The following is a 20,513-nucleotide window of genomic DNA, read 5'->3' on the forward strand; positions in this document are numbered from 1 at the left end:
GAACCTCCCGCCGTCGTCCTCTCACCTTGTGCCGCAAACAGCGGCGCTAGACCTCCGTTAGTGCCAGAGCCCCAGGGCGAACTCCGCGATCACCGTGGAAAGCAGGAAGGATGCGGTGATGGCCACCAGGCCCACCGGGATGATCTTCCAGCCGATGTTCTTCAGCAGCGGGATGTCCTTGCCCAACGACAGGCCTGCCAGCGTCAGCATTACGGTGGCGATGGACAGGAAGTCGACCGTTTTGATGATGGTGGTCAGCGATTCCGCGGCGAAGAACCACGGGCTGGAGATGTAGGCGCCGATGGTGGTGATGTAGACGATCGCCGAGATCTTTTTGGTGACCTTCGCCAGCGCGATGCTGACCAGGACCAGGGCGAGCATGATCCCGTATCCGGCGACGATCGAGAGGCTGAGCCCCTTGGCCGCCACCGACGCCGTGCCGATGCCGAGGACGGTGAGGACTGACAGGGACAGCCACAGCGGGAGCTTGATGGCTGCGGAGGATTCGGCCACCTTCTCGCGGAACAGGCGGTTTTCCTCGGCCTGGGCGTCGTCCCGGTCAATGTCGGCCTGGCTGCGCACGGCGCCGCCGCCGGCGGCAACCGCTGCGGCCTCGCGGGTCTGCTTGCGGGTGAGGAGCTTGTAGAAACGGTCAGCCAGCGGCAGCGCGATGTAGATGCCCACGTACACACCAAGGATGGTGGTGATCAGGTTGGACACCGCCGCCATGCCGAGAATGGCCTCCTGGTCTCCGGGGTAGGCCGCGATGATGCTGGCCGAGGACGCCGCCATCATGGAGCCGGATCCCACGCCGGCGCCCATCGCCAGGGCCAGCGGATCAAAGATCTTCCAGTTGGCCACCAGCGAGGTGAGCAGCGTGATGAACACGGCGCCGAACAGGGTGCCGAAGACGTACATCGCCAGGACACCGCGGTACTGGTCCGAATCGGGACCGTACTTTTCAGAGACCATGGCGAAGGACGGCTCGCGGTCCAGGGAGAACGTGGCACCCACTGTGGCCTTGCCCATCCGGAGCAGCACGGCAAGGGGGAGGGCCAGCGCGATGGTGCCCAACAGGTGTCCCACTTCCTGCAGCAGCAGCGCCGGGCCGGCCCGGAGCAGGCTGGGCAGGCTGGGGCCGATGTTGAACGCCAGCCGGGCCACCAGCAGCAGCACGGCCACGCCCACCAGGGCCGCCGCGACCCGCTGCAGGTCCAGGCCCAGGGGCTTGAACTTCTGGATGGAGACCAAAAGGCCCAGAATAAGGCCCCAAACCATGGGGAAAATAACGATTGCGCCGATTCCGATATCGATCTTGGCCTGGCCGATGAACTGCACGGCCAGCGCGATGACAAACGCCAGCGCGGCGACCGGAAGCGTCAGCCGGGCACCAGCTTTGTCGATCCGGGGAGTTGTGGTGCTGGTACTCATGATGTGCCTTCCTGGGTGACAGTACGACGGCGGTATGCCGCTTGGATGAAGCGTTCCCGTTCGGTGGGGGTTGAGGCTGCGGCGGCGACTGTCCAGGCCAGCGCGGTGGCTGCCTCGAACATCACGCCGTACGCCTCGGGGGTGTCGGCAAGCGCGGCGAACGCGTGCGAATGGATGGCCACGTTGGCCCCGGGAAGGCTGAGCCACGGATGCAGGGACGGGATGACCTGGGAGATGTTGCCCATGTCGGTGGACCCGCCACTGAGGCCGGCCGACGGGGACGTGTCCTTGCCGAACGCGTCCATCGCCTCAGTCCAGTGCGCCGCCAGGGCGTCGTCCTGGAGCAGCGGCTCATAGAGCGGTTCCGTGGCCTCGATGTCCAGCATCGTTCCGGTGGCCAGCGCAGCCCCTTCGAAGCAGCGGCGGACCCGCTCGAGCAGGGCCTCGTATTCCGGAAGGGTGAAGGCCCGGCACTCAAAATGGACCACCGCCCGGTCCGGAATGATGTTGGTGACGTGTCCGGCTTCGGCAACGTACAGGGCAACGCGGTGGTCGCCGGGGATCTGCTGCCGGAGCAGGCCAACGGCCACCTGGCTCAGCACGGCCGCGTCGGCGGCGTTGACGGCAAGGTGCGGGGCCGCCGCAGCGTGCGCGGCCTTTCCGGTGAACGTCGCCTTGTACCGGCCTACCGCCTGGGCACTGGTCCCGGCAGGGTTGTAGGTCAGGCCGTCCTGGACGGGATGGACCATCAAAGCCAGCCCGACGCCGTCGAACGCCCCGGCTTCCAACATCAGCACCTTGCCGCCGCCGTGCTCCTCGGCGGGCGTGCCGATGGCCTTCAGTGTGATGCCCAGTTCCTCCACGTAGGGCCGCAGGGCGAGGGCTGCGGCGACGGAGGCGCCGGCGATCAGGTTGTGCCCGCAGGCGTGGCCGATGTCCGGGAGTGCGTCGTATTCAACGCACAGGGCTACGGTCAGCCCGCCGCTGTCGGCACTTGCGGTGAAGGCCGTCGCAAGGCCGCCCGTGCCGCGCTCCACCACAAAGCCGCCCTCTTCCAGGAGGGCCGCGATGGCCTGCGCCGAGCGGACCTCCTCGAAAGAGACCTCCTTGTGGGCGTGGATTTGGCGGGCCAGGGCCTGGACCCTGGGTTTCCAGGTTTCGACGCCGTCCGCAAGGGCTGTGCGGAGGGCCGGGTTTGCGGGGGTGGTGTCTGTCAGTTCCATAAGTACCTGCCTGTTCCGGTTGGACGCATGGGGACGGCTTAGTAGGACAGCGACGGGAAGGGGGAGCCTGCCGCGCGGGTGGGCACCCAGATGGCCTTCGTCTGGGTGTACTCGTCCAGGACGCCGGGGCCGGAGGAGCGGCCGTGGCCGGAATCACCGAAGCCGCCGAACGGGACCGCCACGTGGATGGTCTTGTAGGAGTTGATCCAGAACGTGCCGGCCTTCACCTCGCGGGCAATGTGGTGCGCCCGGGAAACGTCCGAGGTCCACACCGCTCCGGCCAGGCCAAAGCTGGTGTTGTTCGCCCGGGCGATGGCCTCCGCTTCGGTGTCGAACGCGTCGGCGCCCACCACGGGGCCGAAGACCTCCGTGGTTTCGAGGCGGTTCGAGGGCGTGACGCCGTCCAGCAGGGTGGGCATGACCCAGTGCCCGCCGGCCAGCGCGGACCCGGCCAGCGCCTCCGGAAGCGTGGCCCCCGTGACCCGGCGGCCGCCGTCGTGCATTCCTGCCTCGATGAGGGTGTTGACGGTGGCGAACTGCTGGGCGGTGATGATGGGGCCCACCTCGGTGTCCGCGCTCAGCGGGTCGCCGACGCGCAGCCGGGCGGCCTTTGCGGCGACCATCTCGACGAACCGGGCGTGCACGCTGCGCTCCACCAGGAGCCGGGACCCGGCAACGCAGGACTGGCCGGCGCCGGAGAAGATCGCCGAGATGGCGCCGTCCGCGGCACGGTCCAGGTCGGCGTCAGCGAACACGATGTTGGCGCTCTTGCCGCCGAGTTCCAGCAGGGCGGGAATGCCGGCCTGTGCTGCCGCGACGGCCACGCGGCGCCCGGTGGGGACGGAGCCGATGAAGCTGACCTTCCCGACCCGGCGGTCGGTGGTGAGGAAGGCGCCCACGGTCTGGCCGAGACCCGCGGCGACGTTGAACACGCCTGCCGGCAGCCCGGCTTCGTGGGCCAGCTGGGCGAGCCGGACCGAGGAGGCCGGGGTGAATTCGCTGGGCTTGATGATCACGGCGTTGCCCGCGGCCAGCGGGGCTGCGGAGTTCCAACCGGCTGTGAACAGGGGTGCGTTCCAGGGCGTGATGGCGACGACGACGCCCCACGGGACGCGCTCGGTGTAGGTGTGCCAGTTGCCGGGAACGGGGATGGTCTGGCCGGTCAGCTTGTCCGCCCAGCCGGCGTAGTAGCCGAACATTTCGGCCACTTTGGCGGCTTCGACGCGGGCGTCGCGGATGGGCTTGCCGGTGGTGGCCGACTCAAGGATGGCAAGTTCCTCGCCGTGCGCGTCGACAACGCGGCTGACGTTGCGGAGGATGGCTGCCCGTTCGAAACCGTTCAGCGCGGCCCAAACGGCCGCGCCCGCCGTCGAGCTTTCCAGGATGGCGTTGGCGCCCTCGGCGCCGGGGTCCGCGTAGGTGGCAAAGGGTTCGCCGGTGGCGGCCGCGGTGAGGGTGATGCTTTCGCCGCTGCCGGTGACGACTTTGCCGTCAACGAACGCGCCGAGGCCGGCCGGGAAGGCTGCGTCCAGGACGGCGCGGGCGGTGGCTGCCGAGGAGGAGGTGGGTGCTGTGGTGATGCTCAATGTGGTGTTCCTTTGAAGCTGGGGGCTGGGGGAGTGCTTGCTTAGGCGGCGGGGGTGCTGGGGGCGCCGGCGGGCGTGATGGCCGGGGCCACGGTCCGTGCGATTTCGGTGAAGTCGGCGCGCGGTCCAAGTGCGGCCAGGGCGTCCTGCCACTGGCCGGCGACGGCGGCGAGCAGCGCCGGTTTTTCGCCGATCTGCGCGGCGACCTCCACGGCGAGGGCGGCGTCGCGGGCCATCAGGCCAAGGGAGAAGCCCGAATCGTGGGTGCCGCTGAGGACCCAGTTGGGGTACATGTTGGCGGAGACTTTGCTGCCGCCGGAGGCTTCGCTGATGCCGGCCGCGGCCGTGGCAGGATCGATGCCGTAGGCCTTGGCGACGCCGAGGGCCTCGCCCACGGTGACCAGGTTGGCCGCGGCGAGGACGTTGTTGAGGAGCTTGACCACGTTGCCGCTTCCGGGGCCGCCGATGTGGCTGTACTTGCCGCCGGTGAGGGCGAGCAGGACCGGCTCGGCCGCCGTGAGTGCCGCGGCGGTTGCGCCCACGAAGGCGCTCAGCGAACCTGTCGCTGCGCCGTCGCGGCCACCAGAGACCGGTGCGTCCACGAAGGCTGCTCCCTGCGCTTCGGCGAGTTCTGCCATGTGCTTGCTGGTGGCTGGTTCGGACGTAGTGGTGTCGATGATCGCGACGGTTCCGGGTGCGGCCAGGAGCTGCGGGACGGTGGTTTCCACCATGCTGGCCGCGGGCAGGGAGAGGACTGCGTAGGGGGTTCCGGCGACGTCCTCGAGGCTCGCCGTGGTTTTGATGCCGGCCTCGGCCGCGGCGGCCCGGGCGCCGTTGAACGGGTCAAAGCCGGTGACGTCCCAGCCGGCGCGGTGGAGGGTGGCGGCCATCGCCCCGCCCATGGCGCCCAGGCCGATGACGGCGACGCGGCGGTCGGTATTGGTGTTCATAAAACTGCTCCTGGAGTCTGGGGGTCGGGGGGGGGCTGGGGGCTGGGGGGAGGGGATAAGGGGTCAGTCGAGGTAGATGTCGAGGTCTTTCCACAGCTGCTGGGTGCGGCGGATGGCGGTGCGGCTTCGTTCGGGGTGGGCCGCCTCCATACCGGCGAGCAGGCCGTAGATCAGCGAGCTTGCGGCGGTGACGGACTGGAAGAAGGAGATTCCTTCCGAGGCCACCACCAGGAGGTGGTCCGCCGCGGCTGCGAGGGGGCCGCGGCGCATGTCGCTGATGGCTATGACCGTGGCGCCTGCCTCCTTGGCGGCCTCGGCGGTGACAATGATCTGCCGGATGGAGCGCCACATGTTGATGACCACCAGGACATCGCCCTCACCGAGGGTGTTGGTGCTGGAGGCGAGGTGGACGCCGCCGCGGTTCTCCAGTGAGATGGGGTAGCCCATCGTGGAGCCGAGGTGTGCCATCACGCTCGCGGGGCCGGCAAACGAGCCAAGCCCGACGACGGTGATTGACTTGGCGGCGGCCATCGCAGCGATGGCGGCCTCGGCGTCGTCGGCCGTGTTGGAGTCCAGGGTAAGCCGGAGGTTTTCGATGTCGTGGTTGATGGCGTCGTGCAGGGGGCTGCGGTGTTCGCCGTGCTCGGTCAGGGTGTCCTCGGTGGAGATCATCACCAGGTAGCGGGAGCGCAGTTCGCGCTGGAGGTCGGGCCAGCCGCGGTAGCCCAGGTGCTGGGCCGCGCGGACCACCGTGGAGTTGTTGACGTCCGCGCGCTGGGCGATTTCGGCGATGTCGGCGTACGAGGAAAGCTGCGGGTTGCGGCCGATCACATCCACTACCCGGCTCTGCGCCTTGGACAGCGGAACGTCCGGCAGCACGTCGCCCAGCCAGGCGTGGGTGAGGTTCGCGGCGCTGGTGGCGCCTGCCGCGTTGGCTTCAAGATCGACTGCGTTGGTGTTCAATCCGGACCTCTTCTGTAACGTGGCTCACTCTGCAAGGCTGATTGCATTAAATGTACTCTGCAATTTCGATTGCGGAAAGGGTTTTTGGTTTCCGGGTTGCAAATCATCGTTGTGGTAGGCGCCGAACAGGGCCACCATGTTCCTATGAGCGCTGAAAAACCGGAGGCCGGGGAGCTAAGCCTTCCCCAGGCATTCCTTCTCCTGGCAACGAATGACAAGGATGGCGAGCCCGACGTGCCGCAGGCCGTCCTCAAAGCCGGTTTGGCCGGAGCGATCCTCGCCGAGCTGGATCTGCTGGGCGCAATCGAGCTGCAGGGCAAGCACGTGAGGGCCACCGGCGCGGCTCCCCAGACGGACTTCCAGCACCAGCTGGAACTCATCCGGGAGAAGTCACGGCCGCATACGCCCAAGCGCTGGGTCTCGATGCTGGAAAGCCGCGCCGAACTGCATCGTGTCTATGAGGGGATGGCGTCGCTGGGCATCGTGGACCATGTGGGCGAACGACACCTCGGCCTGTTCAAAACCACCCGGTATCCGGAGAAGAACCACGCGCCCGAAGCGGCGCTCCTGGAGAAGATCAGCGCAGCGCTCGGCGGTTCTGCCGCCGGGCAGGGGACGGCCGACGGCGGGATGTCACCTTCGGGTGCGACCGATCGCCGGATCACGGCACTGGTGGGTCTGCTGTACTCGGCGGAGCTGCTCGGCAAGGTTTTCCCGGGTGCAGACCAAGGCCGGGCCAGGGAGCTGGCGCATGAACACTGGGCGTCCCGCGCGGTGGCGGACGAACTCCGGATGATCAGGCTGGCGGAGGCCGAGGCGGCGACTTAACTGGACGGCTGCGCTAACCCGTCTGGCTGGCCGACGGCTGCAGGCCCCACGTCATTTTCCGGATGCTCTCGCGCTGGAGTCCGCTCAGCGCAGCGAGTTCGTAGTCATCCATGACCCCAAGCCGGCGGGCCGTGGCGAGGAGTTTCACGCGCCGTCGCTCGAGCTGGGCCTTCGACTCCTCCAGCCCGGCCAGCTCCGACTTCAACTCGCCGATCACCGCCAGATGCTGCTCCGCCGGCAGCCCGGACGGGAACAGGTCCTCGGACGACAATCCGATGGTCCGGACCGCCCAGCGGGAAAGATCCGCGGCGCCGGCGAGGCGGGTCACCTTCATCCCGTCGCAGAGCGCCTGGGCGATCTGCTGGTTCAGCCGGACGGACAGGGAACGGATGCTGCTCGCGTGGAAGGAAAGCCGCTGCCGTTCCGACCGGAGCTGTGCGCGGATCCGGTCCGCCTGGACAGCAGCCGTGTCAGGCGTCCGTTTGCCCCGGTAACGGTAGCCGCCGCCGTCGGCATGGGTCGTAAAGGCCAAGAGCGCTCCTCGGTTGGGGATCCCGCTGGGCGGGCCGGCTTACGTAGAAGGCTAGACAGGACGGCCCGGCCATGGAAATACCAATAGTGCGTGGAGCCATACCCGGAACGTGTGGCAGCGTTCGCCGTTGGGCAGTAAATCAGTACCAGCCCACCGCCGTCGTCCTTCCAGCCATAAGGGACGCTTATCCGTCCACGCACTTTAGGTCTTATCCAGACCCGGCGGAATTCCCTAATGTCGAAGGAAATGAGTACCGCTTTCTCCTGAGCCCCTAGGAAGAGACCATGACTGAATTTGTCCCTGCAACGCGGGTATCCCGCATCAAGTCCTCCGCCAGTGTGGCCGCCGCGGCCCGTGTGCGGGAGCTGAAGGCAGAAGGGCGCCGTATCCTGGACCTGACGGTCGGCGAGCCGGACTTCGACACACCGGAGCACATCAAGGCGGCGGCTGTTGAAGCCATCAGCCAGGGGGAGACCAAGTACACCTCCGTCACCGGGACCCCTGCACTGCAGCACGCCATCCTGCAGACCATCGAGCTGCGCACCGGCCTGCACTACACCCCGGCCGAGATCACCATCGGAGGCGGCGCGAAGCAGGTCATCTTCACAGCTTTCATGGCCTCGCTGGACGCCGGCGACGAAGTGATTGTGCCCGCCCCCTACTGGGTGTCCTACCCGGACATGGTGCTGGCGAACGAGGGCACGCCCGTGGTGGTGCCCTGCGGCGAGGACGTGGGGTTCAAGCTCACTCCCGAGGCGCTGTCCGGGGCCCTCAATGAGCGGACCAAATGGGTCATCCTGAACACACCCTCCAACCCCACCGGCGCCGTCTACTCCCCGGCGGAACTGCGTGCGCTCGCGGACGTGCTCGCCGGCTTCCCGCACGTCTACGTCCTCACCGACGAAATCTACGACCAGATCTACTTCGGCGAAGGCCGGCTGACCAGCCTGGTGGAGGTGGCTCCCGAGCTGAAGGAGCGCATCCTCGCCGTCAACGGAGTGTCCAAGGCCTACGCAATGACCGGATGGCGGCTGGGCTATGCGGCCGGGCCCGCCCCGCTGATCGCCGCGATCAATAAGCTCCAGTCCCAGATCTCCTCGTGCCCGTCGTCCGTCAGCCAGGCCGCTGCGGCGGCAGCACTCACCGGTGACCAGTCTTTCATCAAGACCAGCGGCGAGATCTACCGCAGCCGCCGGGATGCCGCCGTCGCCGGCCTCAACGCGATCGCGGGGCTTGCCTGCTCGACGCCGGATGGGGCCTTCTACGCCTATGTCAACTGCGCGGGGGCGATCGGGAAGACGGCGCCGGACGGCAGCGTCATCCACGACGACCAGGACTTTGTCCTCTACCTGCTGGACCAGGCGTCAGTGGCTGCGATCCCGGGGTCCGCCTACGGGCTGGGCCCGTATTTCCGGATCTCCTACGCCACCGGCCTCGACATCATCGAGGAATCTGTCGCTGCCATCGACAAAGCCGTCCAAGCCCTCAGCTGAACTATCCCCAAACCGAAGGACAATGACATGATCCACGTCAAGACAAACATTGAAAGGCCGACGGCGGACGCCGTCAGCCGCCTTGCGAAGTTCTCCTCTGCGACCATCCACGAAGCCCAGGGCAGGAAGGGCGCGCTCAGCTCGAAGATCAAGCCGATCGACCGCAGCATGTCCTTTTGCGGACCCGCCACAACGGTCAGCTGCGCCCCGCGCGACAACCTGATGCTGCAGGTGGCCATCCACTACGCGGTGCCGGGCGATGTTGTGCTGGTTTCGGCCGGCGAATTCGCTGAGGCCGGAACGTTCGGCGATGTCCTGGGCAACGCCATGAAGGCCAAAGGACTGGCAGCCATGGTGACCGACTCAGGCGTCCGGGACACCCAGGACCTGATTGAGTTGGGCCTGCCGGTATTCTCCGGCAGCATCAGCATCAAGGGGACTGTCAAGGAAACCATCGGCCCCATCAACCACCCTGTTATTTTCGGCGACGAGATCATCTACCCCGGTGACATCCTGCGCGGAGACGCAGACGGCGTGGTTGTGGTCCGCAGGGACGAAGTGGAAGAAGTTATCCGGCTTTCCCAGGAACGCGACGACGCCGAGCGCGAGCTCATCAGCCTCTACAAGGCCGGCGGCACCACCATCGAACTGTGCAACCTCACCGAGGTCTTGAAGACCAAGGGCCTGCTCGTCGAAGACGCCCAGTAACGACCAAGTGCCGCCGGGCGGGAGAAATCCCGGGCGGCGGCACTTGTGCGTGGAAACCACTTAAGCGCGAACTGGCACGTAATCCCCTCAAATCGGATTTGCGGGGATTACGTGCCAGTTCGCGCTGTGGTGCCGGGAGCCAGCAATGTCAGGGACCGAAGCCGCCGATCTCAGCCAACCAGCGAGCGGGCCATTGCGTAGGAACGCTGAGGTCCCGGCAGGGGATAGGCCGGCGGGCCGGAAATTGTTTCGTCCAAGAGCCAGAGCGTCGCGCCCAAGCCGCTCATCGGCATGATGCTGCCTTCAAAAACGAAGACGGTTTGGCCTGGCTGACCTTCGGGAACCCAGAAGCCATTGGCCGGGCAGTGGGATCCAGTCCTCGCCGCAAGCCGGCTGTCGCTCGACTTGTTCCGGTGCGCACTGCTGATCTTTTTCACGACGTGCTCCCAATCAAATAATCAAGTTAGGAATGATTGCCGGTTTATCCGGCTTCCATTTCCAGATTAGATTCTTGGGGGCATGTTTACTAAGACCAAATCCAACTGCCATGATAAGGAAAACCTGTGGGGTGCCGCACTACCTCGGGTATTTGGACGTGAGCATTTCCTGCAGCATTTCCTTCAGGACCATAAGGACGGCTGACGCCGCCTCCGACAGCGGTTCGTGGTCCGGGGTGCAGAGGGCTATCTTGCATTGCAGCCCGGGGTCAACAATCCGCAGGACCCGGAAGTCTTCCTCATGGAAGAGCGCGTCGGCTGCTGACTTGGGCAGGATGGTGGCGCCCATGTCCGCCTCCAGGAGCCGCGTCAGTGAAGGTACGGACTCCACTTCGCCTACCAGGCGGAGAATCAGTCCCTTGTCCCGCATGCCGGTTTCGATGATCTGGCGGAGAGTGTGGTTCTGCTCGGGGAGGAACAACCCGAACTCAGCAGCTTCCTCCAGCGTGATTTTGTCCGATTCACCGGTGCCGGCGATCGACGCGTTTTTGGCGTTCACCACCAGATGCAGATCCTCCACGATCATCGTGGTGAACTGCACTCCGCGGATAGGCCCCGGTTCGTAGATGAGGGCCATATCCAGCCTGCCGTTTTTTATCGCTTCGCTGAGCACGCCGCCGTAGATCTCCGTCAAATGGAGCACGATGTCCGGGTAGCGGCGGGCTACTTCGCCGATAATGCGCGGCGTAAGGCTCGAAGCCATGCTGTACGGCGCGATGGCAATGGAGACGCGCCCGGACGGTGCGGCCCCGGACGCGGCGACGTCCTGGCGTGCCTGTTCCACCAGCCGCAGGATGGACTGTGCGTGCCGGTACAGGGTGTGCCCGGCTGCTGTGGGCTGGACGCCCTGCTTGCTGCGGATCAGCAGCCGCTGCTTCAGTTCCGTTTCAAGCGCTGAAACCTGCTGGCTGAGCGCGGGCTGTGCCACATGCAGGGCAGCTGCCGCCTTCGTGATGCTTCCTGAGTCAACGATCTTCACGAAGTAGGCGAGTTTTCGGGTGTCCATAGCGGCAATCCTTAGTCTGCGGCGCCCTGAAGCCCCGGCGGGTCATATCCGGATTCTATGGCGGGATACGCAATAGGTCTTTGTGTGATCCACATCTCGGACGCTAAGTTGATCTTCAGAACATAATTTCTGCGACAAACCGATTGTATCCTCCCTAACCATAAGCGGCGATGATGCCCCTATATGCGTTTTGCATAACCATCCGGTTCACAGAAAAGGCAGTTTTCTTTTATGTCCAGGAAATATACGCTCCATACGTTTTAGAAGCATCCTCCAGAATCCGATCGCAAATATTCCGGATCCCTCCTCACTAAGGAAGAGACACAAAATGAGAGTTATCACTAAAGGCAAAATCGCCTTGGCAGCTGCCGCTACGGCTGCCGCCCTTGTGCTCACCGGCTGCGGGGGCGGTGCCGGGTCCAGCGACGGCGGAAAATCCAGCGCAACTTCCGGCGAGCTGAACCTGATCGCCTACTCCGGCGTCTGGCAGGACCAGTACACGGCCGCCGTGATCGAACCGTTCAAGGCCAAGTACCCGGACATCAAGATCAACTACGCCTCCAAGCGTTCCTCCGCCGAAATGCTGAGCGCCCTTCAGGGCCAGAAGAACAGCCCGGCAACGGACGTGGCAATCATGGACAACTCGGTATCCACCACCGGCAACACGCAGGGACTGTTCGACAAGATCGACGCCGCCGCAGTTCCCAACCTGGCGAACGTTCCGGACAAGTTCAAGAACAAGGACGGATTCGGTCCAGTTGTAATGCTGGATGCGGTAGGCCTGCTCTACGACACCGCAACTTTCCCCAAGGCTCCTGATAGCTGGAAAGTGCTCTGGGACCCTGCATACGCCGGCAAGATCAACGTCAACGCTCCGCCGTCACTGCTGGGTCTCTCCCTGACGGCCATCACCTCGAAGATGGAGGGCGAAGACTACACAAAGAGCATTGACAAGGCGGTTGCTCGCCTCAAGGAAATGGCGCCGGGCGTCCAGACCTTCGCACCAAACCCCGATGAGTACCAGAACGTGATCACTGGCCAGACGGTCCTGGGACTGGGACAGAACGCCCGCGGCCAGTTCTACAGCGACCAGAGCAACAAAAAGATGGGCGTGACCTTCCCTAAGGAAGGCACCGTCTACCAGATCAACACCGTGAACATCGTCAAGGATGCCCCCAATAAGGCAGCGGCCCAGACGTTCGTTGACTATGCTCTGTCCGCCGAGGCGCAGACGGCCTTCGCCAAGGCCCTCTTCTACGCACCCTCCGTGACCAACGCCGAACTTCCGGCGGACGTCAAGGACCGTGTGGTTCCCACTGACGGCTCCCTGAACATCGTTCCCCTTGATGTTGAGTTCCTGTCCTCCGCGCGTGACAAGTGGACAGACATCTGGAAGCGCCAGATCATCACCAAATAGCCGTCCCCACGGTGCCCCTCCCCCCACCTGCTTCAGGAGAACTGAAATCGTGACCGAAACAAAACTGTCGATCGTGGATCTGACCAAGAGATACGCTGCCGGTCTTGAACCGGCCGTCGACCGCCTGAACATGGAGGTGGAGGAGGGGCACCTGGTGGCGCTCCTCGGCCCGTCGGGCTGCGGCAAGACCACCACCCTGCGGATGGTCGCCGGCCTGATGGATCCGACCGCCGGCTCCATCGTGGTCGATGGCAAGGAAATCACCCACACTCCCGTGAACAAGCGCGGCATGGGCATGGTCTTCCAGTCCTACGCCCTCTTTCCACACATGAACGTCGAACAGAACGTGGCCTTCGGGTTGCAGATGCGCCAGACCTCAAAGGCCGACCAGAAACGCCGGGTGGCCGGGGCACTGGACATGGTGCAGCTGGGCCACTTGTCCAAGCGGCAGGTCAAGGAACTCTCCGGCGGCCAGCAGCAGCGCATCGCACTGGCACGAGCACTTGTGGTGGAGCCCACGCTCCTGCTCCTCGACGAACCGTTGTCCAACCTGGACGCCAAGCTCCGCGAAACGATGCGGACAGAGATCCGCTCCATCCAGCAAAGGACCCGCGCCACCACGCTGTTCGTCACCCACGACCAGGACGAGGCGCTGGACATGGCGGACCGTATCGCCGTGATGAACGGCGGGCTCATCGAGCAGTTCGGTTCCCCCACCGACGTCTACGAACGGCCGCAGACACGGTTCGTGGCGAACTTCATCGGCCAGGCTAACTTCCTCAACGCCCGGGTCCTGTCCGAGACAGGCTCCGCCAACAACGGCGAAACGCACTACCGGGTCGCCGTCGACGAACTTGGCCAGTTCGGTGCGGTCGGGGCACCCGGGCTGACCGGGTCCACGCATGAACTCGTCATCCGGCCGCACCGGCTCCGCGTGTCCACGCAGCCGTCCAGTACCGAGGCCATCGCGGGCGTTATCGAACGCGTCAGCTACACGGGCGATTCCATCTCCGTGGCCGTCAAAGCCGGCAACCGCGTCCTGCAGGCCCAGGTGCCCACGTCCAGCGGCGACCTGCCCCGTCCGGGCGACGCAGCCTACCTTTCGTGGAATGAGCAGGACGCGTACCTTCTGCCCGCCGCAGTGGAAGCCCCTGCCGCAGTGAAAGCCCCAGCAGCGTGACCGTCACCAAGACGCCGCTCCCGGCCGTCCGCCGCGCCGGCGCCGCTGAGGGAGAGCTGGAACGGGCCACCGGACGGCGGAACCGGCGGACCTACCTTGCCCTCCTGCTGCCCGGCCTCCTCGGGCTGCTGGTGAGCTTCGTTTTCCCGCTGGCCTACATGATCCGGATGTCCTTTAACCGCGGTGCGCCGGACGGCATCATCGAGGAAACGTTCACCCTGGACACCTACATCCAGCCGCTGACTGATCCGTACTACTGGCGGGTCACCCTGGATACGTTCCAGATGGGCGTCACCGTGGGGCTCCTCTGCATCCTGGTGTCCTACCCCGTAGCCCTGTTCCTCGCCCGCAGCACCAGCAAATACCGCGGGCTGCTCATGGCTATAGCTATTGCACCCCTGCTCACCTCGGCCGTTGTGCGGACCTATGGGTGGATGGTCATCCTGGGCACGAACGGGCTGGTCAACTCCTCATTGGACGGAATGGGCCTGATCGATACGCCGCTGAAGCTGACGAACAACATGACCGGTGTAACCATCGGCCTGGTTGAGATCTTCATGCCCTACGCCATCCTCGCCATGATCTCCGGCTTCGGCCGCCTCAGCCCCCAGCTTGAGGAAGCGGCCGGATCCTTGGGCGCCAGCAAGCTGCAGGTGTTCACCCGGGTCACGCTTCCGCTGAGCCTCCCCGGAATCCTCACGGCATTCCTGCTGGTCTTTGTGTTGTCGATCAGTACCTTCATCACCCCGCGCCTCCTGGGCGGCGGCAGCGTCCAGGTGCTGGCAACGGAAATCTACGACCAGACCACCGGGCTGCTCAACTGGCCGTTCGCCGCGGCGCTCTCCGTCATCCTGCTGGTCCTGTTCGGCCTGATCATTGCCGTCTACCAGCGCCTCACCAAAAAGATCGGAGGCTAGCCATGTCTGAGGCCCGCCTTTTCAAACCGCGGTTCAACCCGGCCAAGCCGGCGTTCGGGATCCTGGTATTCCTGCTTTACCTGTTCCTCCTGGCGCCACTGCTGATCGTCTTTGTTGTTTCCTTCGCATCCAACCAGTACCTGTCGTTCCCCCCGGAAGGACTGACCCTCAAGTGGTACGAGATGCTGCCGAAGGAAAGCACCTTCATGAACGGCATGCGGGTCAGCCTCATCGTCGCAGTGATCGTGACGGTCATCGTCCTGGCCCTCGGCGTTCCGGTGGCACTGGCCCTGGACCGCTTTGAGTTCAAGGCGAAGGCAGCGGTGCAGTCCTTCTTCCTTTCGCCGCTGCTGATCCCCAGCATTGTCCTGGCGCTGGGCATGGTCCTGCTGTTCGGCCCCCTGAAGCTCACTAACACTTATGCGGGCATCATTATCGGGCACGTGGCCATCACCATCCCGTTCGTGATCAGGACAACGCTGATGAGCCTGGCCACCACCGACACATCCTGTGAAGCGGCGGCGAGGATCCTCGGCGCAGGGTCCTGGACAGTCTTCCGGCGCATCACGCTTCCCATCATCCAGCCCGGTGTCATAGCCGGCGGCGTCATAGCCTTCATCGTTTCCTTCGACGAAGCCGTCATCTCGCTGTTTGTTGCCGAATCAGGTCTGCCGACGCTGCCGGTGCAGGTCCTGCGGTACGTGGAGAACTCTGCCGACGCTGCCGTCGCGGCATTGTCGGTCATCCTCATCCTGATCTCCCTCGCTGTCGTGGTCGTCGTCGAGCGGGCCATGGGCCTCCGCAAAGCCCTGCGCTAGGTGCTCACGGGATAGGCCCCGGTCATAACCGGGGCCTATCCCGTGACACCGATTACGTCTTTGTGTGGGGCAGAGCACGGTGCCACCCTTGAATAGGACGAGGCTGCAGCAGCGGCCCCCAACGTTCTTCTCCAGCTTCCTACAGGGAGCATTACAGGCAGTACACAACAAAGGAAGGCACACACAATGGGTCGCACAGTTGATCTCGTGGCAGATCTCGGTGAAGGCTTCGGTGCCTACTCCCTGGGTGACGACAGCGCACTTCTTGAAATCGTCTCCAGCGCCAACATCGCCTGCGGATTCCACGCCGGAGACCCGGACATCATGGACCGGACGGTGGCGGAATGCGTCCGGCGCGGAGTCAGCATCGGCGCACACCCCAGTTTCCCGGACCTCCGGGGATTCGGGCGGCGCGCCATGGACCTCACCGCTGACGAAGTACGGACCGATGTCCTCTACCAAATCGGCGCCCTGTCAGCCTTCGCCGCCTACCACGGAACCCTGGTTTCCCATGTTGCCCCCCACGGCCGGCTGGGCAACCTCGTCGCCACCCGCCAGGACTACGCCGCCGCCGTCGCGGACGCCGCACGCCGCGTAAATCCCAAACTGATCGTCATTGCCCAGGACGGTGAGCTCGCTCGGGAGGCGGCAGCCCGTGGCTTGCCGGTGGCCATCGTGGGAATCGCTGACCGGGCTTACGAGGACGACGGTACCCTGGTGCCGCGCAGCCAGCCGGGGGCCGTCATCCACGACCCCGCAACCATCGTCGACCGCACCATCCGCATGGTGTGCGAAGGCGTCATCGAGTCTGCCTCGGGCGAGAAGCTCCCCGTCGTCGCCGACACCGTCCTGCTGCATGGGGACAACCCGGGCGCCGTGGACCTGGCCCGGCTCATCCGCAAGGAACTGACCGCGGCCGGCGTCACCATTGCCCCACTGGCCCAGGTACTGGCAGCCAAAGCGGAAGCCGCCTGAGATGGCTGACAACACAACACCGGTCGAGGTACACGAGTCGGGTGACGCTGCCCTTCGCGTCGTCGCAACGTCCGCTGACCGCGAACGGAACTGGGCAGCGGTGCATGCGCTCGCGGCATGGCTTGAAACGGCCGACGTCGAAGGCGTGCATGGTGCGGTTCCCACATATGATTCTGTGCTGGTCGAGTTCGACCCCTACGTCACGTCCGCCCGCCAGATCAGGGCCTTTGTCCTGCTGGGCATGCGCCAGCTTGATTTTGTTGGCGCCCCGGCCCGTACGCCCCGGGAGTTCGAGGTTCCCGTGGTCTACGGCGGCGAGTTCGGGCCCGACCTTCAAAAGGTTGCGGACCACGAGAGTCTCCCGGTTTCCGAGATCATCGCCCTGCACACTGCCAAGTCGTACGTCATCCGGTGCCTGGGTGCTCCGGCCGGATCTCCCATGATGGACGGCCCGGACTTCCCGCTCCCGGTACCCAGGCTGAAGGACCCCCGCCTTTCGGTGCCCGCCGGAGCAGTCTCTGTGGCCGGACGGCAGGCAGTGATTGCGCCGGCCGTGGCTCCGGGTGGCTGGTGCGTCATCGGACAGACACCGCTGACGGTGCTGAACCCGAACAAGCAGCCCCTGGTTCCCTACATGCCCGGAGACCTGCTCCGGTTCCACGAGATCCAGGCCGCCGATTTCGAGCGCTACGCCGGCCTCGAGCTGGAGGCATCAAGATGAGCGGGACCTTGACCATCCAGCGAGCGGGCCATTCCGTCGTCACCGACCTGGGCCGGTTCAAGGGACCGCGGTACGGGCTTCCCGTGAACGGGGCACTGGACCAGTTTTCCGCCCGGGCCGCCAACATCCTCGCCGGCAATGTGGACAACGATCCGCTGATTGAAGTCACCGCGCTGGACTTCCGGATGCGCGCGGACACGGACCTGCTCATCGCCGTGACCGGCGCACCCGTGGCTCTTACTGTTGGCGGACGCGAATGCCCCCAGTGGGAACCGGTTTCGGTCCTGGCCGGGGAAACCGTGGCGCTGCGCGGCATGAACACCGGACTCCGCGCCTACATCGCGGTCTACGGCGGCTTGGACGCCCCGACACTGCTGGACAGCTGCGCGCCGGACACCGTCGTCGGTTTCGGCCTGAAACTCACCGAGGGAACCATCATCGGTGCCCGGAAAACCGTACCGCCCATCCGGCAGCCGTACTTTGATCTTCCGCTGTTCCGGCTGGGGTTTTCCCGCCCCGGCATCAGTGCCCACCCGGTCATCGATGTCACGGACGGACCGGACATCGCCGAATTCGGCGACACCGCAGAGCTCCTGTTCAGGACCAACTACACCGTGAGCGGAAGGAGCAACCACATCGGCCTGCGCCTCGGTGGAGCGCTTCCGGAACGGCAGTCGACGGCGGAAGTCCTGTCCAGGGGCGTTCCGGTCGGGGCCATCGAGGTCCCCTCCCGGGAGGAACTCCTGGTCCTCCACCGTGGACGCGGCGTGACGGCCGGCTACCCGGTTCTCGGCGTGGTCACCAGCCGCTCGCTGGATGTCCTGGCCCAGGCCAGGCCAGGCGACACGATCAGGTTCCGCAAGACCACGGTGGCTGAGGCCACCGCACGGCACCGGGCCGCCATGCGTGAGCTTGAGGGCCTGCGCACGTCAGTTAATACAGTCTTCGGCTTGCTGGGCGTGGGAGCCCCTGCGAGCTGGCGGGAACTCGTACCGGCCTCCGGAAGCTGAGATCCAGCTATGTCCCGTCTTAGCCATCAGAAACAAGTAAGGATTAAGATGTCAACGTCAACGCGAGCGGCTGGTCCGCAGAACGACCGCCTGGATGCCAGGCAGACCCGGAAAGTGGTAACCGCCGGCTGCGTCGGCATTTTCGTCGAGCTGTACGACAACGGCATCTTCGCCTTTATGGCCGGAACGCTTGCCCTTGTCTTCCTGGCACCCGGAAACCCGGACAACGCCCTGTTGTTCGTCTTCGCCGGCTACGCCGTGTCCTTCTTCGTGCGCCCCCTCGGCGCCGTGGTCTGCGGATTCCTGGGGGACCGCATTGGACGGCAAAAGCTGCTGGTCTTTGTCATCCTGCTGATCAGCGTCGCCACGGCGGGCATAGGCCTGCTGCCCGCCTACTCGGCCATCGGTATCGCCGCCCCGATCCTCCTGGTGCTGCTCCGCATGCTGCAGGGCTTCTCCGTGGGCGGCGAAGCCGCCGGCGCCATGACCTTCCTCGCCGAGCACGCCCCTGAAGGCAAGCGCGGCATCATCACCTCCTACGCCCAGATCGCCTCCTTCGCCGCCCTGCTCACCGGCACACTCGTCGCCTTCTCCATGTCGCCCTGGCTCACCCAGGCAGCGATCGACGGCGGCGGCTTCGGTTCGTTCGCATGGCGCATCCCCTTCCTGGTCGCCATCCCCATGGGCGTCATCGGCTGGTACATCCGCAAGGCGATCAGCGACACCCCGAACTTCGTGAAGCTGAAGGAAGAGGGCGGCCTGTCCAAGAACCCGCTCAAGGAAGCCTTCAAGTCCGCCGAACACCGCCGCGCCATGCTCCTGGCCCTGTTCATCCCGCTGATGAACGGCTCCGGCTACTACGTCCTGTTCTCCTACATGCCCACCTTCCTCAAGGGCAAGCAGCTGAACTTCACCATCGGCGAAGCGCTCATCGTCACCGCCTGCAGCCTCGTGGTCATCTGTATCGCCATCCCCTTCATGGGAGCCCTGTCAGACCGCGTGGGACGCAAGAAGGTCATCGCCGGCTCCGCGATCGCCATGGCAATCGTGGGCATCCCCGCGTACGCTCTGATCGCCACCGGTCAGATGGGCCTGGCCATCCTGGGCGCCTGCATCATGGCGGTTGTCTTCGCCGGCCACACCGCAGTGATCCACATTCTGATTGTTGAGCTGTTCCCTACCCGGGTCCGGTACTCCGCCTACGGCCTGGGCTATAACATCTCTTCGGCACTCTTCGGCGGCACCGCACCGCTACTGATGACCTGGCTGATCTCCTCCACCGGCAACATCTACATGCCCGCCTTCTACGCCGTCATCACCGCGCTGGGCACCCTCGCCGCCGTCAGCACGGTCAAGGACCGGGCGCACCAGCCGCTCAGAGACGCATAACACCATCCATAGCCGGGGCACCGGCGCCCGCACCGAACCCTTCCAATCTTCATCAACCCCACTCATTGGAGACTTCCATGCCTTTTTCAGACTATTCAACAGCCCTGGTCACCGGCGCATCCACCGGCATGGGCGCCGCCATCGCCGAACGGCTGGCCAAGCGCGGGCTCCAGGTACACGCCTTCGCCCGCAATGAAGATCGCCTGAAGGAATTGGCGGACCGTACCGGAGCCATCCCGCACGCCGTCGACCTCACGGACACCGCTGCGCTGACCGCGGCGGTGGAAGGCCTCCAGGTGGATGTCCTCGTCAACTGTGCCGGCGTTTCCCGGCCCGGAAACATCCTTGACTCCTCGGAGGACGACATCGACGAACTGGTGGACGTGAACCTCCGTTCGCTCCTTCAGCTGACGCGGCTGGTCCTTCCGGGCATGGTGGAGCGGGACAACGGCCATGTCATCAACATCAGCTCCATCGCGGGCATCTACAACTTTTACGGGCACACGGTCTACCACGCCACCAAAGCGGCGGTGCACCAGATTTCGCGGCAGCTGCGCAACGACACCGTGGGCAAGCGCATCCGAGTTACCGAGATCTGCCCAGGCCGGGTTGAGACCGAAATCTTCGGCCGCAACATGGGCGGAACTCCCGAGGCCATGGAAGAAGCCTGGCAGACCTATTACGAGGGCTACGAATCCCTGACCACGGACGACATCGTCAACGCGGTGGACTACACGGTGGAAACGCCCCGGCACGTAAACGTGGGCATGCTGGAACTCATGCCCACCTTCCAGGTCCCCGGCGGACTCACCTTCAACCGCCGCTAAATACACCGGCGTCCCCGCACAGCCACAAGCAGAAACGATAGG

General features: G+C 65.1%; 20 protein-coding genes. 12 read left to right on the forward strand and 8 right to left on the reverse strand.

Going from position 1 to position 20,513, the window contains the following annotated elements:
- Positions 1 to 57: 57 nt before the first annotated feature.
- The 5 genes from ABV518_RS09785 to ABV518_RS09805 form a co-directional block, all read right to left on the reverse strand.
- The gene (locus ABV518_RS09785; protein WP_367766801.1) at positions 58 to 1,431 is read right to left on the reverse strand and encodes a DUF3100 domain-containing protein; all 1,374 of its coding nucleotides are present in this window, start codon (positions 1,429 to 1,431) and stop codon (positions 58 to 60) included.
- Positions 1,428 to 2,654, reverse strand: coding sequence for an amidohydrolase (locus tag ABV518_RS09790; protein WP_367766803.1), 1,227 nt, complete (start codon positions 2,652 to 2,654; stop codon positions 1,428 to 1,430). The genes ABV518_RS09785 and ABV518_RS09790 overlap by 4 nt, the downstream gene beginning before the upstream one ends.
- A gap of 38 nt (positions 2,655 to 2,692) precedes the next feature.
- Positions 2,693 to 4,240 (reverse strand): aldehyde dehydrogenase, encoded by a 1,548-nt coding sequence (locus tag ABV518_RS09795; protein WP_367766804.1) that lies wholly within the window; start codon positions 4,238 to 4,240, stop codon positions 2,693 to 2,695.
- 41 nt (positions 4,241 to 4,281) lie between these two features.
- Positions 4,282 to 5,190: an NAD(P)-dependent oxidoreductase gene (locus tag ABV518_RS09800; RefSeq protein ID WP_367766805.1), complete on the reverse strand. Its 909-nt coding sequence runs from the start codon at positions 5,188 to 5,190 to the stop codon at positions 4,282 to 4,284.
- A gap of 63 nt (positions 5,191 to 5,253) precedes the next feature.
- Complete coding sequence (locus tag ABV518_RS09805; protein WP_367766806.1) at positions 5,254 to 6,153, reverse strand: MurR/RpiR family transcriptional regulator; 900 nt, start codon at positions 6,151 to 6,153, stop codon at positions 5,254 to 5,256.
- Positions 6,154 to 6,297: 144 nt separating this feature from the next.
- Here ABV518_RS09805 and ABV518_RS09810 point away from each other — a divergent pair, with 144 nt between their 5' ends.
- Entirely contained in the window at positions 6,298 to 6,981 is a 684-nt protein-coding gene (locus ABV518_RS09810; RefSeq protein ID WP_367766807.1) for a GPP34 family phosphoprotein, read from the forward strand.
- Positions 6,982 to 6,994: 13 nt separating this feature from the next.
- Here the strand turns inward: ABV518_RS09810 and ABV518_RS09815 are convergent, their stop codons facing one another.
- The gene (locus ABV518_RS09815) at positions 6,995 to 7,513 is read right to left on the reverse strand and encodes a hypothetical protein (protein WP_367766808.1); all 519 of its coding nucleotides are present in this window, start codon (positions 7,511 to 7,513) and stop codon (positions 6,995 to 6,997) included.
- Positions 7,514 to 7,797: 284 nt separating this feature from the next.
- Between ABV518_RS09815 and ABV518_RS09820 the strand changes: the two genes are divergently transcribed.
- On the forward strand, positions 7,798 to 9,006 hold the full coding sequence (locus ABV518_RS09820) for an aspartate transaminase (protein WP_367766809.1): 1,209 nt from the start codon (positions 7,798 to 7,800) through the stop codon (positions 9,004 to 9,006).
- Between the two features lie 27 nt (positions 9,007 to 9,033).
- Positions 9,034 to 9,714, forward strand: a complete 681-nt coding sequence (locus ABV518_RS09825; protein ID WP_367766810.1) for a 4-carboxy-4-hydroxy-2-oxoadipate aldolase/oxaloacetate decarboxylase — start codon at positions 9,034 to 9,036, stop codon at positions 9,712 to 9,714.
- Between the two features lie 170 nt (positions 9,715 to 9,884).
- Here the strand turns inward: ABV518_RS09825 and ABV518_RS09830 are convergent, their stop codons facing one another.
- Together ABV518_RS09830 and nac are read right to left on the reverse strand one after the other, a co-directional pair.
- Complete coding sequence (locus ABV518_RS09830) at positions 9,885 to 10,151, reverse strand: hypothetical protein (RefSeq protein ID WP_367766811.1); 267 nt, start codon at positions 10,149 to 10,151, stop codon at positions 9,885 to 9,887.
- 139 nt (positions 10,152 to 10,290) lie between these two features.
- Complete coding sequence (nac, locus tag ABV518_RS09835; RefSeq protein ID WP_367766813.1) at positions 10,291 to 11,217, reverse strand: nitrogen assimilation transcriptional regulator NAC; 927 nt, start codon at positions 11,215 to 11,217, stop codon at positions 10,291 to 10,293.
- A gap of 328 nt (positions 11,218 to 11,545) precedes the next feature.
- On the opposite strand from nac, the gene ABV518_RS09840 reads away from it, so the two are divergent.
- The 9 genes from ABV518_RS09840 (at position 11,546) to ABV518_RS09880 (ending at position 20,471) form a co-directional block, all read left to right on the forward strand.
- Complete coding sequence (locus tag ABV518_RS09840; protein WP_367766815.1) at positions 11,546 to 12,634, forward strand: ABC transporter substrate-binding protein; 1,089 nt, start codon at positions 11,546 to 11,548, stop codon at positions 12,632 to 12,634.
- A gap of 49 nt (positions 12,635 to 12,683) precedes the next feature.
- Entirely contained in the window at positions 12,684 to 13,814 is a 1,131-nt protein-coding gene (locus ABV518_RS09845) for an ABC transporter ATP-binding protein (RefSeq protein ID WP_367766818.1), read from the forward strand.
- Positions 13,811 to 14,731: an ABC transporter permease gene (locus ABV518_RS09850; RefSeq protein ID WP_367766819.1), complete on the forward strand. Its 921-nt coding sequence runs from the start codon at positions 13,811 to 13,813 to the stop codon at positions 14,729 to 14,731. Before ABV518_RS09845 ends, ABV518_RS09850 begins: the two co-directional genes overlap by 4 nt.
- Before the next feature lie 2 nt (positions 14,732 to 14,733).
- On the forward strand, positions 14,734 to 15,549 hold the full coding sequence (locus ABV518_RS09855; RefSeq protein WP_367766821.1) for an ABC transporter permease: 816 nt from the start codon (positions 14,734 to 14,736) through the stop codon (positions 15,547 to 15,549).
- A 186-nt stretch (positions 15,550 to 15,735) separates the two neighbouring features.
- Positions 15,736 to 16,524 (forward strand): LamB/YcsF family protein, encoded by a 789-nt coding sequence (locus ABV518_RS09860; RefSeq protein ID WP_367766823.1) that lies wholly within the window; start codon positions 15,736 to 15,738, stop codon positions 16,522 to 16,524.
- A gap of 1 nt (position 16,525) precedes the next feature.
- Complete coding sequence (locus ABV518_RS09865; RefSeq protein ID WP_367766824.1) at positions 16,526 to 17,245, forward strand: allophanate hydrolase subunit 1; 720 nt, start codon at positions 16,526 to 16,528, stop codon at positions 17,243 to 17,245.
- Positions 17,242 to 18,255 carry a biotin-dependent carboxyltransferase family protein gene (locus ABV518_RS09870; RefSeq protein ID WP_367766826.1) on the forward strand — a complete coding sequence of 338 codons (1,014 nt, stop codon included), beginning with the start codon at positions 17,242 to 17,244 and terminating at the stop codon, positions 18,253 to 18,255. Before ABV518_RS09865 ends, ABV518_RS09870 begins: the two co-directional genes overlap by 4 nt.
- Positions 18,256 to 18,303: 48 nt before the next feature.
- Entirely contained in the window at positions 18,304 to 19,644 is a 1,341-nt protein-coding gene (locus ABV518_RS09875; RefSeq protein WP_367766828.1) for an MFS transporter, read from the forward strand.
- Between the two features lie 77 nt (positions 19,645 to 19,721).
- Positions 19,722 to 20,471 carry an SDR family oxidoreductase gene (locus ABV518_RS09880; RefSeq protein WP_367766829.1) on the forward strand — a complete coding sequence of 250 codons (750 nt, stop codon included), beginning with the start codon at positions 19,722 to 19,724 and terminating at the stop codon, positions 20,469 to 20,471.
- Positions 20,472 to 20,513 lie beyond the last annotated feature (42 nt).

The sequence above is a fragment of the Arthrobacter sp. HS15c genome, from assembly GCF_040812005.1.
Lineage (GTDB): Bacteria > Actinomycetota > Actinomycetes > Actinomycetales > Micrococcaceae > Arthrobacter.

Coding starts and splice junctions, on each gene's coding strand:
- ABV518_RS09785 (WP_367766801.1), bottom strand. CDS start 1,431: ATGAGTACCAGCACCACAACTCCCCGGATCGACAAAGCTGGTGCCCGG.
- ABV518_RS09790 (WP_367766803.1), bottom strand. CDS start 2,654: ATGGAACTGACAGACACCACCCCCGCAAACCCGGCCCTCCGCACAGCC.
- ABV518_RS09800 (WP_367766805.1), bottom strand. CDS start 5,190: ATGAACACCAATACCGACCGCCGCGTCGCCGTCATCGGCCTGGGCGCC.
- ABV518_RS09810 (WP_367766807.1), top strand. CDS start 6,298: ATGAGCGCTGAAAAACCGGAGGCCGGGGAGCTAAGCCTTCCCCAGGCA.
- ABV518_RS09820 (WP_367766809.1), top strand. CDS start 7,798: ATGACTGAATTTGTCCCTGCAACGCGGGTATCCCGCATCAAGTCCTCC.
- ABV518_RS09825 (WP_367766810.1), top strand. CDS start 9,034: ATGATCCACGTCAAGACAAACATTGAAAGGCCGACGGCGGACGCCGTC.
- nac (WP_367766813.1), bottom strand. CDS start 11,217: ATGGACACCCGAAAACTCGCCTACTTCGTGAAGATCGTTGACTCAGGA.
- ABV518_RS09840 (WP_367766815.1), top strand. CDS start 11,546: ATGAGAGTTATCACTAAAGGCAAAATCGCCTTGGCAGCTGCCGCTACG.
- ABV518_RS09855 (WP_367766821.1), top strand. CDS start 14,734: ATGTCTGAGGCCCGCCTTTTCAAACCGCGGTTCAACCCGGCCAAGCCG.
- ABV518_RS09860 (WP_367766823.1), top strand. CDS start 15,736: ATGGGTCGCACAGTTGATCTCGTGGCAGATCTCGGTGAAGGCTTCGGT.
- ABV518_RS09865 (WP_367766824.1), top strand. CDS start 16,526: ATGGCTGACAACACAACACCGGTCGAGGTACACGAGTCGGGTGACGCT.
- ABV518_RS09870 (WP_367766826.1), top strand. CDS start 17,242: ATGAGCGGGACCTTGACCATCCAGCGAGCGGGCCATTCCGTCGTCACC.
- ABV518_RS09875 (WP_367766828.1), top strand. CDS start 18,304: ATGTCAACGTCAACGCGAGCGGCTGGTCCGCAGAACGACCGCCTGGAT.
- ABV518_RS09880 (WP_367766829.1), top strand. CDS start 19,722: ATGCCTTTTTCAGACTATTCAACAGCCCTGGTCACCGGCGCATCCACC.